This is a genomic window from Rathayibacter sp. AY1F9, from assembly GCF_002932155.1.
In the GTDB taxonomy this organism is placed as follows: Bacteria; Actinomycetota; Actinomycetes; order Actinomycetales; family Microbacteriaceae; genus Rathayibacter.
Window position 1 is genome coordinate 11,841 of the sequence record NZ_PSVA01000027.1, and the last position, 13,741, is coordinate 25,581.

The following is a 13,741-nucleotide window of genomic DNA, read 5'->3' on the forward strand; positions in this document are numbered from 1 at the left end:
AGCAATGCGGAGCGCCTTTCCCTAGGCGGTCCCCGACCCCTCGGGAGGCCCTTTCTGCGAGGATGACGACATGTCCGCGCCAGGGGGAGAGATCGTCGTCGAGAGGCGTTCCCCGCTCGTTCACGCGGCCTTTCCGATAGCACATTCCGCTCGGATACTCGATGCCGTCCTGATGGGCCTCCTGGTCTACCGGCTCCCCACCCCCTTCCTCCCTGGGAGCATCCCGCTGGCCCAGACGGCGCTGGCCGCCCTGGTCCTCGTCAGCCTCTTCCGGCGGCCCACCCGCCGTCTCGGACGGGCCGCCTGGTACCCGTGGCTGTGCCTCGCCCTGCTCGCCTTCGTCCTCGCCGGCTCGTCCTTCGACGGCCTCGACGCCCTGCGCCGGGCGGCGAACATCGCGCTCGTCATGCTCGCCGCGGGCTTCCTCGCGAGCGGGCGGATCGACGTGGTCTCGGGGCTCAAAGGACTCGCCGCGGCGCTGTCGCTGAACGCCGTGCTGTTCGTCGCGGGACTCGCCCCGGACAGCTACCAGGGCGCCCTGACCGGCTACCTGCAGGACAAGAACGTGGCCGGTCTCGTCTACGGAGCGGCGGCGCTGCTGGTCTCGGCGCTCAGCTCGCGGCTGTGGCTGCGGATCGGCGTGCTCGCGCTCGGAGCCGCTGCGGTCGTCGCCACCGACTCCCGCACGTCGATGGCGGCCTACGCCTGCGCGCTCGTGTGGCTCGTCGCGGCGCCGTACCTGCGCCTGCTCTTCCGCGCGCTCCTCGGCGGCGGCCTCGTCCTGCTGTTCCTCTGGGCCGAGCGGAACCTGGCGACGGCGGGCGACTACGGGGTGGAGCGGGCCGGCTCCGACGCCCTGCGCGCCCGCATCCTCGACGCCTCGGTCGACAAGGTGGCGCTCTCGCCGTGGACCGGCTCCGGACTCGGCGAGGCGACCGCGCGGGTCGACGGGATCGACTGGTTCTTCCACAACTCCTACCTGGCGCTGATGGCCGAGGGCGGCGTCGTGCTGCTCGTCGGCGTCGTCGGCACCGTGCTCGTGGCCGGCTTCGCGACGACGGCCGCCGGGGCCGGGAGCCGCCCGGGGCACGCGGTCGGCGCGGCGAGCATCCTGGTGCTGCTGTGCGCGACGCAGCTGGGCGAGGTGTTCTTCGCCCCGATCTCGTTCGTCGTGATCGGCGCGGGTCTCGCTCTGCTCGCGGAGCGGTCCGCTCGCGCCCGCGCTCTGCCGCCGGAGTAGCGCCTCCCGCGTCCGCCCGATCCGGCGCGGATCCACGGGTCCGGGGCGCGGAGGTCCCGGTCGGCGGGCCCTTCCCGGCGCGACGGAGGTCGCCTGGTGGGGCCCCGGCCGACCGCCGCTCAGACGCGGCCGCGCTCGCGGACCGCGTCGCGGAGGACCGCGCGGACGCCCGCCCACATGTGCCGCGCGTTCAGCTCGGCCAGCACCCGCTCCCGGCCCGCGCGGGCGACCTCGGCCCGCTTCCCGTCGTCGCTCAGCACCGCCTCCAGCACCGCCGCGATCCCCGCCGGGTCGTGCAGGGGCAGCGCGAAGGACGTCTCGCCGTCGCGGACGTAGCCGGTCATCGCGGCGCTCGCGGTGACCGCCGTGCAGGTCCCGCAGCCGGAGGCCTCCAGCAGGACGCTCTGGCCCGTCGGGTAGGCGAGGTCGTGGCTGGTGACGACGACGAGCTCGGCGTCGCGCAGGTTGTCGCGGTGCCGGCCGACCGGGACGGGATCGTGCAGGACGACGTTGGCCGGCAGCACTCGCGACGGCCGCCGTGCAGGAGTGGTCACGATGTCGAACCGCCGGTGCGGCAGGCGCTCGGCGGCGGCGACCAGCGAGTCGAAGTCGCGCCCGCGGTCGACCCCGACGGCGAGCACCTCGAACCGCTTCGGACGCGGCGGAACGGGCCGGTAGTAGTCGGAGTCGACCCCGAAGAGCACCGGTGCGATCCGCCGCTCGTCGACGCCGTGCCGGGCGAAGACCTCGCGCTGGTTCTCGCTGAGCACGACGAGCCGGTCCACGCCCTGGAGCAGCCGGACCACCTGTCGGCGCCGCTCCGGCGAGCCGTTGAGCAGCTCCTCCGCCCACCAGCAGGAGAGGACCACGAGCGGCGTGCGGCCGTACGGCCCGAGCCGCGCGCGCCGGAGCAGGGCGGGGAGGCCCGCCTCCGGCTCGAGCACGCAGAGCACCGCGTCGGCCGAGCGGACCGCCCGGAGTGCGCGCAGCTGCGTGTCCACGTTCAGCCCCGTGCGGTGCTCCACGACGTCGCGGAGCTTCACGTGCGCGGGCCGAGACGCGTGACCGGGGACGAGGAGCCGCGTCGAGTCGTCCCGGAGGAGGTCGGCCCGGTACGGCAGCCTCCCGCGGGCGAAGGGCTCGCCCGGAGCCAGGCGCAGTGTCGAGTGCTTGAGGAACAGTCCGAGCACTCTGAGGACTTCCGGTTCGCGGGTCATCGTCGTCCTTTCCCGAGGGAGGAGGAGAGGCTCCCCGCGGCATTCCCCGGAAAGCGGATCGGTCTCCTGGCGGGAGGATCAGGAATCATCGGAGAGGGCCATCCGCGCCAGAAGTCCGTCGATAGCCGACTTCCCGGAGGACGGCGAGTAGGAATCGTTCCAGCGGGCACGATCCCTCTCCCGCGACTCCGATAGTCCTCTCTTCTTCCGGGCTCTGATCAGCTCGGCCAGAGCCCTCGGATCCCCGGCTCGGAACGTGGCGCCGATCGACGGGCCGACGACCTCGGGGAGCGCACCGGCGTCGCTCACCACCACGGGGACGCCGGCCGACATCGCCTCCGTCACGACCAGGCCGAACGACTCCGGCTGCACCGACGGCACCACCAGGAGGTCGATCCGCGCGAAGAGGTCGCCGGGCTCGATCCACCCCGGCCGGTCCACCAGAGCGGCGACCGGAGCGAGGGCCGCCTCCACCTCGCGACGCTCCCGCTCCGCCACGAAACGGGGCTCGCCCGCCAGCACCAGGCGATACGCGCCCGGTTCCCCGGCCTCCAGCAGCGCCAGCGCCTCGGTGAGGACCCGCACCCCCTTCGCGAGCGAGGGACGCCCGAGGAAGCCGAGGACGGTCGTCCCGTCCTTCCGCGGCCGCGCCTCCGGCAGCTCGACGCGGCGGCTCCAGTTCGGCAGCACGGTCGACCCGGGGACGACCCCCGCGAGGTAGCGAGAGGGGACGAGGGTCGCCAGCGCGCCGCGGCGGGCCACGGGCGCGAGCAGCCGCTGCAGGCCGGACGGGCGCTGGTGCAGATGCACGATCCGCCGCGGACGCCCTGCGGTCGCGACGGCCGGCACCAGCCCGTTGCACCACAGCACGCCCTCGCGGGAGGAGGCGTCCCAGCGCCGCAGCGCGCGCATCCAGGCGGGTCTGCCCGCGGCCTCGAGCTCGACGACCCGGTGGCCGGCGGCGAGGGCGGCGGCGACGAGCGCACGCGGCTCCGAGGGGCCGACGACCACGACAGGGACCTCGAGCGCCTCCAGCGCCTCCGCGATGCTCAGCAGCATCACCTCGCCGCCGCCGATGTCGCCGTTGTTGGTCGCGAGCGCCACCGGAGGCCGCCCGGCGCCGCCCGCTCCCCCGTGGATCATCCGCCGCCCCGCCCGCCTCCGTGCGGCGCCCCCGCGGCCCGCGGGCCCATCCTCACCGAGACGAGCGCCCGGCTCCACCGCCCCGGACGGGCTCCGCGGGCCGCGGGAGCGCTGGAATACTGACCGGATGGAGCTCGTGGGCGTTCTCTGGGCCGACGAGGCCGTGCCGCTGGTGTCGGCGTTCGTCCACCGGCGGGCCGACGCGGCGGGCCTGCGCGCACTCGTGCTCAAGGGACCGACCGCCGCCGCCGACCGGCTCCGGCCGCCCCGCGCCTCCGGCGACGTCGACCTGCTGGTCGCCCCCGACGACCTGCCCCGGATCCTGGCTCTCCTGGCCGCCGACGGCTGGACCGAGCGGCCCTGGCCGGACGGACCGACGCTCGCGGCCAAGCACTCGCGCTCCTACCGGCACGCCGCGTGGCCGGTCGACATCGACGTGCACTGGCGGTGGCCGGGATTCCTCGTGCCGCCGCGCGACGCCTTCGAGGCGCTGTGGAGCCGGCACCGGATCGTGGAGCTGGCCGGCCGTCCGGTCGCGACCGCCAGCGTCGCCGACTCGGCACTCGTGCTGGCGCTGCACGCGCTCCGCGACGCCTGGCAGATCACCGACCCGCGCCTCACGCGGCCCTCCGACTACGACCTGCTCGTCGAGGCGGTGGCCGCCCGCGCGGAGCTGCACGCTCCGCTCCGGGCGGCTGCGGAGGAGCTCGGCGCCGTCCAGACCGCGCAGCCCTTCCTCGACGCGCTCGGCATCCGCGCGCGCGCCGGGGAGGTGCCCGCGGCCGAGCTGCGGGCGTGGCGGATCAACGCGAGCTCGCCCCACGCCTCCGCGGGGTGGGTGCAGGCCGTGCGCGCGGCCGGCTGGCGGCAGCGGCCGCTGCTCCTCGCCCGCGCCGTCTTCCCCGCTCCCCACGCCCTGCGTGCCGCCGACCCCGCCATCGGCCCGCGCCGGATCGACGTGGCGGCCGGCTGGTGGCGGCGGCTGCGCCGCGGCGCCCGCACGGCTCCGCTCGCGTGGGACCACCTCCGACGGACGGACAGGACCTGACATGACCCGCCGGCTGATCCGCGCCCCCTTCGGGCTCGGCGTGCGCTTCACCTTCGACGACACCGTCCCCGACCGCTTCGTGACGGAGGTGGAGGAGTCGTGGAACGACGTGGACGACGACGCCGATCGCCCGGGCTCCGAGTACCGGGTGTCGCTGACCGAGCCGGTCGGGGAGCCGGGAGTGATCGCGCAGCCGACCGAGGACGCCCTCGCCGAGCACATCGGCGCCGCGCTCACCCTCGCGGCGGCCGACGCCTGCGAGGGCCGGCTGCTCAGCGTGCACGCCTCCGCGGTCGCCCTGACCGACGGCCGCGTCGTCGCGTTCGTCGGCCGGCCCGGTGCCGGGAAGTCGACCCTCGTGAGCCTCGCCGCTCGGCGGTACGGGTACGTGACCGACGAGACGCTCGCCGTCCGCCGCGACGGGCGGGTGCTGCCGTTCCGGAAGCCCGTCGCCCTCCTCGACGGCGGCGACTGGAAGCGGCACCGCTCCCCCGCCGCGATGGGCCTGCAGCCGCTGCCGGACGCTCCGCTGCGCCTGGCCACCCTGCTCCTGATCGCCCGCGACCCCTCCGGCCCGGCGGAGCCCCGGCTCGAGCCGATCGCCTTCGACGAGGCGCTCTCGGTGCTGCTGCCCGAGCTGAGCCACTTCGCACGGCTGCCCGCGGCGCTGCACCACCTCGCCGGGCTGCTCGACTCCGTCGGCGGGGCGCAGGTGCTCCGCTACCGCGAGGCGGAGACCGTGCTGCCGCTCCTGGAGCGGATCGGGGAGCCGTCGCCGGTCGTCGCCGATGCACCCGAGGCCGATCCGGCGGCGCCCGGCCCGGGCCTGCTCGCGCGCGCCGCCGGCGTCGAGTGGGTCGAGCGCGACGGAGTGGTCAGCTGCCTCCTCGACGAGCGGGTCGAGACGCTGACCGGGATCGGCCCGGTGCTGTGGCGTGCTCTCAGAACGCCCGCGACGGTCGACGCGCTGACCGGGGCCGTCATCGCCGAGCACGGCGCCCCGCCCGCGGGCGACCCCCGGGCGCACGTCGAGGCCGTGCTCGACGCGATGGTCGAGCACGGCCTCGTGGTCCACGGCGCCTGACGGCGCCGAGCGCGCGGCTAGCCCGTGCGGACGTTCGGCCCGACGGAGCCGCGGGCGATGAACAGGTCGAGCAGGTTCACGAGCCCCACCGCGCGGATGTAGAGCGCCGCGACGTCGTAGCGGCCGACGGGGAGCGCCTCGAGGGCGGCGGGCCCGGTCGGGTTGGTCGAGCGGTTCTGCGCGTTGACGTCGATCTGGATGACGTCCCGCAGGGCGGCGAAGACCGGGGTGATCGCGGTGGTGACAACGGCTCCGACAAGAGCAGGCAGGGCCGCGAGCAGCGGGTTCAGCACGTTCAGGACCAGGGTCAAGACGCTGGCGAGCACGCCAGCGCCGTTCAGCGGGATCCCGAGGATCCTGATGTTCTCGCGCAGCCGCTGTGTGAGCACGGTGACCAGCGACGTCGTGAAGGCGGTCAGGGCCGCCGCCGGAACGCCGAGTCCGCTGTCCACGAGGAGCGTCGAGTTCGGCGGGAGGTTGTTGAGGAAGGCGGAGTAGGAGCCGAACTGCGTGTTCCCGGGCTGCCCGGGAGCCGGCCCGAGGAGGGAGGCGAGATCGATGGTCAGTGTCGCCGGAGTCGTCCCGAGGCTCGCCTGGATCGGCTGACCTCCACCCGGCAGGTTCCCCGCGAGGATGGCGGCGGTGTCGACGGTGACAAGACCGATATTGCCGATCGTCGTCAGGGCGGTCGTCACTTGAGTGACGAGAGCTGTCAGCGCCGTCGACGTGAGCACCAGGTTCAGCCTGGTGATCTGGTAGTCGCGCTGCAGGTTGTCCGACCCGGGCACGCAGGCCGACTGAAGAGCTGCGCGTCCGGTGACGGCGCCGATCTGCAGAGTGAGCCCGGCAACGTTGGTCAGGAGGTCAGACAGACCAGGCCCGCCGACGGCGGCGAGGATCGCCTGCAGGTTGACGGTGCCGAAGTCGGGGTAGCTCCCCGACGTCGGGGTCAGCGCCAGCTGGCCGGCATTGGTGATCGCACCGGAGGCTCCGCGGACGGTGCCGGTGGTGCTCGCCTCCGCGTACTGGTTGAGGGTGCCGACGCCGGCGGGAGCCGCCAGCGTGAGGAGGGAGGAGAGCGTGCCGGTCAGCCCGGTCGCGTTCACGGCGATGCCGTTCAGTACCGTGGCGTTGACGCCGCCCGTCACGACGACCGGGTCGGGCGGATTCGGTCCCGACGCCGGCGCAGTCGCCGTCACGCCCGAGACACCGGCGACATTGTCGAGGTTCACGCCGCCGAGGAAGCCGCTGAGGAGGCGTCCGCGGGCGACCGCCTGGAAGACCGTGCCCACCGGGAAGCAGCTGATCGAGACGGCGGAGGCGGACTGCGCCAGCATCACCGCGGGCACCGACCAGACCGCTCCGGCCACGACCGTCCGCCGTGCGAAGACGCCCGCGGAATTCGCGCTCTTCTTCTCGCTCTTATCGCTGATATCGCTGGATGCGAGCGGATTAGACTCCGACATTGGCGGCCCTCCGGTGCTGTCGCTCGACGTACACCCCTTGGCGCGTCGGCGGCAAACATAGCGAGAGAGGCGTCGCGATAAGAGGCGCTGGCGGATTTCTACTCGCAGTGGCGGCGATCAGCGGAGAGGACGCGGAGAAGATGGCAGAGGACCCCCGGCTCCTTCTCTGGCGGCGCCGCCCGGACACGGCCTCCGTCGATCTGAACGGGCGCGTCCTGGTGCTCCCGCTGGACGTCTCCCCGATGGGCAGCCCCTACGCGCTGCGCGAGAGCGTGGCCGCGACCTGGCGCGCGCTCGACGACGAGCCGCAGGACTTCTCCGGCCTGGCCGACCGGCTCGCCCGCCTCCACACCACCGATCCCGGCGCCATCGCCGACGACCTGGCGCGCGTGCTGAGCGGGCTGGAGGAGCTGCTCCTGGTCGAGAGCAGCCCGCGCGGCGAGGAGTCCCGATGAGCGTCGCGAGCGTCGTCGTCCCCAGCTACGCGGGTGCGGCGCGCCTGCCCCGCCTCCTCGCCGCCCTCGCGGCTCAGACCCACCGCGACCTCGACGTGGTCGTGGTCCTCGACGGCGTCGTCGATGCCAGCGAGCGCGCCCTCGACGCCTCCCCCGTGCCCGTGCGCCGCGTCGTGCTCCCCGAGAACCGGGGGCGCTCCGCCGCGCTCACCGCCGGCTTCGACGCCGCGCGGGGCGACGTGCTGATCCGCTGCGACGACGACCTCGAGCCCGGCCCGGGCTGGGCCGCCGCGCACGTCGGGGCCCATCGGGACGCGGTCGCCGGCGTCGTCGGCCTCTGCCCCGACGTCGACCCGGGCACCGCCTACTCCCGCGCCTACGGCCGGCCCGCCGGCGAGCGCTTCCGCCGCGGCGCCTACGCGGCGGGTTCCGACGCCTCCTGGCGCTACTGGGGCGGCAACGTCTCGGTGACGCGGGCGACGTACGACCGGGTCGGCGGCTACAGCACCGACTACCGCGAGTACGGCTGGGAGGACGTCGACTGGGGCTACCGGCTGCACCGCCTGGGAGTGCCGGTGCGGATCGAGCCCGGCGCCGAGGCCCTGCACCACGGCGCCTCCGTCTCGGCGGCGGTCCGCAGCCGGCGCGCGTTCCTCTCGGGGGCGGCCCGCCGCACCTTCGAGCGGCTGCACCCCGAGCAGGTGCGGGAGGCGGTGCCCGCGGCCGGCGCGTGGGACGCGGCCGTGCGCCTCCTGGCCCGCGGCGGGAGCGAGCGGCGGACGGCACTGGTCGCGGGAGTCGCGGACGCCGCGCTCGGAGTGGTGCCCCGCCCGGTCGGCGAGAAGCTGGTCGCGCTCGCCGTCGAGTCCGCGGCGATCGCGGGCTACGACCGCGGCAGAGGGCGTCCCGCGCACGGGTGACGGCGGCGCGGATCGACGGACCCGCGGGCCCGGCAGCGGCGCCGACGCCGTGCGGGAGCCGATCTAGGCTCCCCCGCATGCGAGTCCTTCTGGTGGGCGGAGCGGGCTACATCGGGAGCCACACCGCCGTCGCGCTCCTCGAGAGCGGCCACGAGGTGCTGGTCGTGGACGACCTCTCGCACGCGAGCGAGCGGACCCTCGACGCGGTGGAGGAGCTGACCGGCTCAGTGGTCCCCCGCCTGATCGCCGACGCGCGCGACACGGCCGCGCTGACCCGCTTCCTCGCCGCCCACGGACCGGTCGACGCCCTGGTCCTGCTCGCCGGGCTCAAGTCGGTCGGCGACTCGGTGCGGCGGCCCCTCGAGTACTGGACGGTCAACGTCGGGCTCGCCACCGCGGCGTTCTCGGTCGCGGCGGAATCGGGGATCCGCACCGTCGTGTTCTCGAGCTCGGCGGCCGTCTACAGCCCGGGCGGCGCGATGCCGGTCGGGGAGGACTCCCCCGCCGGGCTGAGCGCGGCGAGCCCCTACGGCGCGACCAAGCGCGTCATCGAGGAGATCCTCGGCGACGCCGCGCGCGCCGATCCCCTCCTGCGCGCGGTCAGCCTCCGCTACTTCAATCCCATCGGCGCGCACCCGTCGGGGCGCATCGGCGAGGATCCGGCTACGGCGCCGGGGAGCCTCCTGCCCGTGCTGACGCGGGCCGCGGGCGACCCCTCCCGGTGCGTCGACGTCCTCGGCGACGACTACCCGACCCCCGACGGCACGGGGCTGCGCGACTACATCCACGTCTGCGATCTCGCGGCCGGGCACGTCGCGGCGCTCGAGCGCGCGCGGCCCGGGCACCGGGTCTACAACCTCGGCACGGGCTCGCCGACGAGCGTCCTCGAGCTGATCGACGAGGTCGAGCGCGCGAGCGGGGAGACGGTCCGGTGGCGGGCCGTGGGGCGCCGGCCGGGCGACCTCGCGGCGAGCTGGGCCGACCCGGCACGCGCCGAGCGGGAGCTGGGCTGGCGGGCGGTGCGCACCGTCCGCGAGGGCGTCCGCGACCAGTGGCGGTGGCAGACCCTGCAGCGCATCGGCGTCTCCTGATCCTTCCGGCACGGCGTCACTGAAAGAGTGATTTCTTCTTCTCCGCGACTCTCCTCCATCGTTGTGATCTCCGAGGGAATAGCGCCTCCGCGACGCACTCCAGACGATCCTCGCCATTCCACTCGCGGCTTATCCGGATTATCGGACTCTCCTTTCCCCGTCGTTCTGCGACGACTCGTACTCGCCTTTCGATTCCTTCTCCACGAGCCGGTTAGCTTCTACTGCACTGCTGATCGGTCACCGACGACGGATAAGCATTCGGAGCCGCTCCCGTCTCCGGATGGCCGCCCGATCCTCACCGCACGCCCGGGGGAAGGGGCCCATCATCACTGCCGTCATCGACGCGACCACCCGTTCCCGATCCGTCCCGCCGGTCGGTCCCGGCCTGATCGTGCACGAGTGGGTCGAGCGTCGCGGAGGCGCCGAGCGCGTGCTCGAGGCGATGACCGAGGCCTTCGCCGACGCCGACGTCCGCGTCCTCTGGAGCGACTGCGCCGAGGTCGTCGGCAGGCCCGTATCGGAGTCCTGGCTGGCGCGCACGCCGCTGCGCCGCCACAAGGTCCTCGCCCTGCCGGCGATGCTGCCCACGTGGCGGCTCCCGGTCGGCGCCTCCCGCGAGTGGGTGCTGGTCAGCTCGCACCTCTTCGCCCACCACGTCCGCACCAGCGGACCGACCCGCAAGCTCGTCTACGCGCACACCCCGGCCCGCTACATCTGGGAGCCCGACCGCGACGGCCGCGGCAGCAGCCTCGCCGCCCGCACCGCGAGCCTGCTCCTCAAGCCGATCGACCGCCTCCGCGCCGCCGAGGCCTCCTCCATCGCCGTGAACAGCCTCTTCACCGGGCAGCGGGTGCGCGACGCGTGGCACCAGCCGTCGCGGGTCATCTACCCGCCGGTGAACACCGAGCTGCTCTCGACGATCACCGACTGGCGCTCCCCGCTCGACGACGACGAGCTGCGCCTCCTCGACTCGCTCGCCCGGCCGTTCATCCTGGGCGCCTCGCGGTTCGTCCCCTACAAGCGCCTCGAGAAGGTCATGGACGCCGGAGCCCGCACCGGGCTCCCGGTCGTCATCGCCGGGCACGGCCCCTGGGAGGCGCGGCTCCGCGCCTACGCCGAGGAGATCCGGGCCGACGTGACCTTCGTCATCTCGCCCTCCGACCAGCTGATCCGCGCGCTCTACGCGCAGGCGCTCGTGTACGTCTTCCCCGCCGTCGAGGACTTCGGGATCATGCCCGTCGAGGCGATGGCCTGCGGGACGCCGGTCATCGGGACCGACATCGGCGGAGTGCGCGAGAGCGTGTCCCTCGCCGGCGGGGGCGTCATCGCCGACCTCGAGGGCGATCCCGACTGGAGCGACCTGCTGCGGCGTGCGCTCGCGCTCGACGTCGACGCCTTCCGGGCTCGCACCCGGGTCTTCTCGCGCCGGCGCTTCATCGCCGAGATCCAGGACTGGGTCGCCGAGCAGACCGCCTGACGACGGCGCTCCCCGCCGCGGGAGGCCGTCCGTGCGCGCGTCACCGTGCGTGCGGACGACCCTCCCGCGGAGGGATCAGAACAGGCCGCGCGGGGGCTCGATCGAGGCGAGGACGCCGGGAGCGGCGATCACGCTGAGGCGGCCGACCTCCTCCGGGGTCAGCTCGGGCAGGCGCTGCGCGAGGTCGAGGAAGCGCTCGATCTCGGACTCCTCGAGCACGTCGGCGGCGAGCGTGCGGAACTTCGACACGTACTGCTCGCGGCTGAACGGATGCGCGCCCAGCGGATGCGCGTCCGCCACCGCGATCTCGTCGACGATCGTCGTGCCGTCCGTCATCAGGATCTCGACGCGCGCGCCGAACGCCTTCTCGCCCGGATCGGTGGAGTGGTAGCGGCGCGTCCACTCCGCGTCCTCCTGCGTCGTGACCCGGTGCCAGAGCGCGATGGTGTCGGCGCGGGCGGCCCGCTCGGGGGCGTAGCTGTGCACGTGGTGCCAGGCGCCGTCCTGCAGCGCCACCGTGAAGATGTACGGCACGGAGTGGTCCAGCGTCTCGCGGGACGCGGCCGGGTCGTACTTCTGCGGGTCGTTCGCGCCCGAGCCGATCACGAAGTGCGTGTGGTGCGAGGTGTGCAGGACGATCCGCTCGACGCGCTCGGGATCGGCGGCCTCGGGGTGCGTCCGGTGCAGGCGGCGGGCGAGGTCGATCAGCGCCTGCGCCTGGTACTCGGCCGAGTGCTCCTTCGTGTACGTGTCGAGGATCGCGCGCTTGGCCTCGCCGCGGTCGGGCAGCGGGACGTCGTAGCTCGCGTCGGCGCCGTCGAGCATCCAGGCGATGACGCCGTCCTCGCCCTCGTAGATCGGCGACGGGCTGGCCTCGCCGCGCATCGCCCGGTCGACCGCCTCGATCGCCATCTTCCCCGCGAAGGCCGGCGCGTACGCCTTCCAGCTCGAGATCTCGCCCTTGCGCGACTGCCGCGTGGCGGTCGTCGTGTGCAGGGCCTGCGCGACGGCCTGCTCGATGGTCGCGACGTCGAGGCCGAGCAGCGTGCCGATCCCGGCGGCGGCCGAGGGGCCGAGGTGCGCCACGTGGTCGATCTTGTGCCGGTGCAGGCTGATCGCGCGCACCAGGTCCACCTGGACCTCGTAGCCGGTGACGATGCCGCGGACGAGCTGCGCCCCGCCGATGCCCGCGTGCTGGGCGACGGCGATCAGCGGAGGGATGTTGTCGCCCGGGTGCGAGTACTCGGCCGCCAGGAACGTGTCGTGGTAGTCGAGCTCGCGCACGGCGACTCCGTTGGCCCAGGCCGCCCACTCGGGCGAGACCCGGCGGGCCGGGTCGACGCCGAGGACGACCGAGCCCTGGCCGCCGATGGAGGCGGGGTGCGCGAGAGCCTGCGCGCGGGCGGCGACGACCGGGCGGCGCAGGAGCGACGCGGTGGCGACGGCGGCGTTGTCGATGACCCGGTTGACCACCATCTCGGCGACCTCGTCGTCGATCTCGACCGGATCGGCGGCGACCTCGGCGAGCGCGTGGGCGAGCTGCCCGTGTCGCGGGAGCTCCTCGTCGCTGCGGTGGACGCGGACGTGGTGTTCGTGCACGGGCGGCTCCTTCGTCTCTCCCCCAGGCTATCGCCCGCCTCCGGCCCGGGCCGCGCGGGCAGAATGGGCGGATGTCCTCCCCCACGCGCGTCGCGGCGCTCGACTGCGGCACCAACTCCCTCCGCCTGCTGATCGCCGACGTGGAGGGCGGCCGCCTCCGGGACGTCCAGCGCCGCACCGAGCTCGTGCGGCTGGGCCGCGGGGTCGACCGCACCGGCCGCTTCGACCCGGCCGCGCTCGAGCGGACCCTCGCCGTCACCCGCGAGTACGCGGCCGCCGCGCAGGAGGCCGGCGCCGAGCGCCTCCGCTTCGTCGCCACCTCGGCCACCCGCGACGCGGCCGACCGCGAGGACTTCCTCGCCGCCGTCGAGCGGATCCTCGGCGTCACCCCGGAGACGATCTCCGGCGAGGAGGAGGCGCGGCTCTCCTTCCGCGGCGCGGTCTCGGCCGTCGACTCCGCCCGGCCCGTGCTGGTCGTCGACCTCGGCGGCGGCTCGACCGAGCTCGTGCTCGGCGGAGCGGAGCCGGAGCAGGCGCACTCGATGGACGTCGGCAGCGTCCGCCTGACCGAGCGCCACCGCCGGGCCGCCGAACCGACGGAGGGCGAGCGCGCGGCGATGCGGGCGGACGTGGGCGCCGCGCTGGCCGCCTCCTCCGTCGACCTCTCGCAGGCCCGGAGCGTCGTCGGCGTCGCCGCGACCGTGCTGACGATCACCGCGCACGTCCTCCGCACCACCGACCGCGCCGCGCTCGAGACGTCCCTCCCCCTCTCCGACGTCCTCGCCGCCTGCGACGAGCTCGCCGCGCTGTCTCCGGAGGGGACGGCGGCCCTCCCCTGGGTCCGCCCGGGGCGCGAGGACGTGCTGGCGGCCGGCGCGCTGGTCTGGGGCGAGGTCCTCCGCGCGGTCCACGAGGCATCGCCGGGCGTCGACCGGGTCCACTCGACCGCGCACGACATCCTCGACGGCATCGCGCTCGGCCTCGCCTGACGCCCGCGCGGG

The 13,741-nt window shown here is 74.6% G+C and carries 12 protein-coding genes; 8 read left to right on the forward strand and 4 right to left on the reverse strand.

Going from position 1 to position 13,741, the window contains the following annotated elements; translation table 11 throughout:
- Positions 1–172 precede the first annotated feature (172 nt).
- Complete coding sequence (locus C5C37_RS14680) at positions 173–1,240, forward strand: O-antigen ligase family protein (protein WP_104339170.1); 1,068 nt, start codon at positions 173–175, stop codon at positions 1,238–1,240.
- A gap of 119 nt (positions 1,241–1,359) precedes the next feature.
- Here the strand turns inward: C5C37_RS14680 and C5C37_RS14685 are convergent, their stop codons facing one another.
- Positions 1,360–2,457 (reverse strand): glycosyltransferase family 4 protein, encoded by a 1,098-nt coding sequence (locus C5C37_RS14685; RefSeq protein WP_104339171.1) that lies wholly within the window; start codon positions 2,455–2,457, stop codon positions 1,360–1,362.
- Between the two features lie 78 nt (positions 2,458–2,535).
- Complete coding sequence (locus tag C5C37_RS14690; RefSeq protein ID WP_104339172.1) at positions 2,536–3,600, reverse strand: glycosyltransferase family 4 protein; 1,065 nt, start codon at positions 3,598–3,600, stop codon at positions 2,536–2,538.
- Between the two features lie 127 nt (positions 3,601–3,727).
- On the opposite strand from C5C37_RS14690, the gene C5C37_RS14695 reads away from it, so the two are divergent.
- Positions 3,728–4,648 carry a nucleotidyltransferase family protein gene (locus C5C37_RS14695; protein WP_104248013.1) on the forward strand — a complete coding sequence of 307 codons (921 nt, stop codon included), beginning with the start codon at positions 3,728–3,730 and terminating at the stop codon, positions 4,646–4,648.
- Position 4,649: 1 nt separating this feature from the next.
- Positions 4,650–5,732 carry a PqqD family protein gene (locus C5C37_RS14700; RefSeq protein WP_104339174.1) on the forward strand — a complete coding sequence of 361 codons (1,083 nt, stop codon included), beginning with the start codon at positions 4,650–4,652 and terminating at the stop codon, positions 5,730–5,732.
- A gap of 17 nt (positions 5,733–5,749) precedes the next feature.
- On the opposite strand, the gene C5C37_RS14705 is transcribed toward C5C37_RS14700, so the two are convergent.
- Entirely contained in the window at positions 5,750–7,198 is a 1,449-nt protein-coding gene (locus tag C5C37_RS14705) for a choice-of-anchor G family protein (RefSeq protein ID WP_146081518.1), read from the reverse strand.
- Between the two features lie 140 nt (positions 7,199–7,338).
- Here C5C37_RS14705 and C5C37_RS14710 point away from each other — a divergent pair, with 140 nt between their 5' ends.
- The 4 genes from C5C37_RS14710 (at position 7,339) to C5C37_RS14725 (ending at position 11,141) form a co-directional block, all read left to right on the forward strand.
- The gene (locus C5C37_RS14710) at positions 7,339–7,653 is read left to right on the forward strand and encodes a hypothetical protein (RefSeq protein WP_104309962.1); all 315 of its coding nucleotides are present in this window, start codon (positions 7,339–7,341) and stop codon (positions 7,651–7,653) included.
- Positions 7,650–8,573 (forward strand): glycosyltransferase family 2 protein, encoded by a 924-nt coding sequence (locus C5C37_RS14715; protein WP_104248009.1) that lies wholly within the window; start codon positions 7,650–7,652, stop codon positions 8,571–8,573. The genes C5C37_RS14710 and C5C37_RS14715 overlap by 4 nt, the downstream gene beginning before the upstream one ends.
- Positions 8,574–8,650: 77 nt before the next feature.
- The gene (gene galE, locus C5C37_RS14720; RefSeq protein ID WP_104324644.1) at positions 8,651–9,664 is read left to right on the forward strand and encodes a UDP-glucose 4-epimerase GalE; all 1,014 of its coding nucleotides are present in this window, start codon (positions 8,651–8,653) and stop codon (positions 9,662–9,664) included.
- 280 nt (positions 9,665–9,944) lie between these two features.
- Positions 9,945–11,141 carry a glycosyltransferase gene (locus tag C5C37_RS14725; protein ID WP_104224527.1) on the forward strand — a complete coding sequence of 399 codons (1,197 nt, stop codon included), beginning with the start codon at positions 9,945–9,947 and terminating at the stop codon, positions 11,139–11,141.
- 75 nt (positions 11,142–11,216) lie between these two features.
- Here C5C37_RS14725 and C5C37_RS14730 read toward each other — a convergent pair whose 3' ends face one another.
- Positions 11,217–12,740, reverse strand: coding sequence for an MmgE/PrpD family protein (locus C5C37_RS14730; protein ID WP_104339176.1), 1,524 nt, complete (start codon positions 12,738–12,740; stop codon positions 11,217–11,219).
- Between the two features lie 71 nt (positions 12,741–12,811).
- On the opposite strand from C5C37_RS14730, the gene C5C37_RS14735 reads away from it, so the two are divergent.
- The gene (locus C5C37_RS14735) at positions 12,812–13,729 is read left to right on the forward strand and encodes an exopolyphosphatase (protein ID WP_104339177.1); all 918 of its coding nucleotides are present in this window, start codon (positions 12,812–12,814) and stop codon (positions 13,727–13,729) included.
- The last annotated feature ends 12 nt before the right edge of the window (positions 13,730–13,741 follow it).

What these genes read in the sequence shown, in the direction of transcription:
- C5C37_RS14680 (WP_104339170.1), top strand. Translation starts at nt 173, where the DNA reads ATGGGCCTCCTGGTCTACCGGCTCCCCACCCCCTTCCTCCCTGGGAGC.
- C5C37_RS14685 (WP_104339171.1), bottom strand. Translation starts at nt 2,457, where the DNA reads ATGACCCGCGAACCGGAAGTCCTCAGAGTGCTCGGACTGTTCCTCAAG.
- C5C37_RS14690 (WP_104339172.1), bottom strand. Translation starts at nt 3,600, where the DNA reads ATGATCCACGGGGGAGCGGGCGGCGCCGGGCGGCCTCCGGTGGCGCTC.
- C5C37_RS14695 (WP_104248013.1), top strand. Translation starts at nt 3,728, where the DNA reads ATGGAGCTCGTGGGCGTTCTCTGGGCCGACGAGGCCGTGCCGCTGGTG.
- C5C37_RS14700 (WP_104339174.1), top strand. Translation starts at nt 4,650, where the DNA reads ATGACCCGCCGGCTGATCCGCGCCCCCTTCGGGCTCGGCGTGCGCTTC.
- C5C37_RS14705 (WP_146081518.1), bottom strand. Translation starts at nt 7,198, where the DNA reads ATGTCGGAGTCTAATCCGCTCGCATCCAGCGATATCAGCGATAAGAGC.
- C5C37_RS14710 (WP_104309962.1), top strand. Translation starts at nt 7,339, where the DNA reads ATGGCAGAGGACCCCCGGCTCCTTCTCTGGCGGCGCCGCCCGGACACG.
- C5C37_RS14715 (WP_104248009.1), top strand. Translation starts at nt 7,650, where the DNA reads ATGAGCGTCGCGAGCGTCGTCGTCCCCAGCTACGCGGGTGCGGCGCGC.
- galE (WP_104324644.1), top strand. Translation starts at nt 8,651, where the DNA reads ATGCGAGTCCTTCTGGTGGGCGGAGCGGGCTACATCGGGAGCCACACC.
- C5C37_RS14725 (WP_104224527.1), top strand. Translation starts at nt 9,945, where the DNA reads ATGGCCGCCCGATCCTCACCGCACGCCCGGGGGAAGGGGCCCATCATC.
- C5C37_RS14735 (WP_104339177.1), top strand. Translation starts at nt 12,812, where the DNA reads ATGTCCTCCCCCACGCGCGTCGCGGCGCTCGACTGCGGCACCAACTCC.